We start from the raw sequence: 2,020 nt of genomic DNA on the forward strand, positions 1-2,020 counted from the left end.
GTTTTTGCACCATTATTTCGCTACAAGGTCAAGATTACAGGATTTCCGCTCTTCTCTAGTAAGTTTTGCCACACTAGCATAGATGTAATGGTATTGCTAAGTTTGTTCTATGTCTTAAGGTAAAGGCTGATCTGGAATCATGCTAGGGCTTTCATGCGAATGACGAATTTTTGATGTTCTCCTACTCTCCCTGCGGCGGGGGTGGCAAAAGCTGTAAATGCTTATTCTCTCGTTACCCCCGCCGATGTCATTTCTAGTAAGGGTTACAGCGTTTTGATGTCTATGTATTATGGTTGAATTCGGCTGTAAGTATATACCCCGTCGCAAATGGCATCTAGACATTAAGCTGGGTAAGGGTTTAAATAAGAGGGGTTGCTTCTCTTTGTAGAAGTGGAATTAATGGAAACAAGGCATCATACAAGGGATTAGAACCTAGTTCAGCTAACTCTTGATGTCGCTTCTCTTCTGAGAATTGAATTTTCTAAATCAAAAGGTCGGGATATTTATATCTCGACCTTTAAAAGTATCTTAAAATATATATTTTTATTTCTTACTGCTCATAAACCCTAACAATCGCCTCACCCATTTCCTTAACCTTAACCAGCAATTCCTCTGGCTGCACTACTTTCACATTACCACCAAAACCAACAATCCACCGCAGAAATTCCACATCACCCAAATACCATATAGGCAATACCACGCGAAAGCGATTAGGAAACTGTTTATTTGTGGTTTTCTTTAGGCAGAAAATTGACTTAGGTAACATTAATCTTCCGCCCTCTACAGGTGGAGACATATTCATTTGTTTTGCAGGGAATCTCTTAGTACCTTCAGCGATAAATCGGAACATAGCATCGTTAAACCACAGTTCCACTGTAATACAAGCTTGAGAATGTTCTTGCTTATCATTAGAAAGAAACTTGCGCTGGTCACTGGCGCTATACCCTAAAAAAATCCCTGCGCTAGCAGCAGAAAGCTTCTGTAATTTCTGTAATGATTTTTCTTGTTCCTGTTTAGAACGGAATCTTCCTTGAAATTGGCCTACAAACAATCTATCCAAACGCTCAAACCGGAACAGCCCTGCATATTTTCCACCTTCACACTCAAAACCTAAATACCATGCTTGGTTACAAAATACGATTTGCAATGGAAATGCTAAAAAAAAACTTTCTTCATCAAGAACAAACTTACCACCGCCAGAAAAGCGATTTAATTCTAGTAATTGCCCTTTAGCTATTGCCTCTTCCAATTGCTCTAAATTCCTAGATAGAGCATCGGTTGGTAAAAACTTTGGGTCAATCATATTACGATTAGCAATCGCCCTTACAGGATACACATGATTTACCCCTAACTTACTTTTTACCATCCGCGTAGCAAATGTTTCATAAATGTCTAGTGCTACAGGATCATCAAAGCTTTTAGCCTGAGACTGGAGAACATCAAACACTTTAGTTAATTCATGTGTTGATAAAATCGCTGTCCCTGCAAAATACCCATCTCTCAAGGGAAATTCTGGCAATATTTTATAAGGCTTAAGAACCTTTTCAATATCCTTGCGGACGGTATCTAAGCCATCGCCATCGATAATCCCATTTTCTCTGAGTGTAGACACGAGAGTTTGCAGACTTCCCTTTCCTGAAGTCAGCAAAAATGGGTGATACAGAATAAAGCGGATTGTTTGCACCAACCTTGCAAATGTATCAAAGTCGGAATAGGCATGAGCCACAAAATCAGGTGGGGTAACAGACTGATCTGGTGATGGGATGATAGGAGAAGAAGGGGTAATGTTATTGAAACCAATGATGAAATTTTTTTGCAGCCAGTCTAAATCAGACGCGATCGCCTGAAGTTCAGCATAGACTGTACCGTATAATTTACGCATTAAGGCTGTAATCTCCTCTACAGCACTAGAAAACTGGGGAATGCTGCCAAAAATATTTTCCAGCAGACTGGGGTTAGTATTTTGCAGATTTCCAATTCCCGGATACTGAATAATTAGGGAAATTAGATACATCAAGCG

General features: G+C 39.7%; 1 protein-coding gene. It reads right to left on the reverse strand.

From position 1 onward, the window contains the following. Positions 1–550: 550 nt before the first annotated feature. Positions 551–2,020: YafY family protein (locus GNF10_RS36595; protein WP_185607475.1), on the reverse strand; the 1,470-nt coding region annotated here is incomplete at its 5' end.

The sequence above is a fragment of the Nostoc sp. UCD121 genome (assembly GCF_014222285.1).
In the GTDB taxonomy this organism is placed as follows: domain Bacteria; phylum Cyanobacteriota; class Cyanobacteriia; order Cyanobacteriales; family Nostocaceae; genus Nostoc.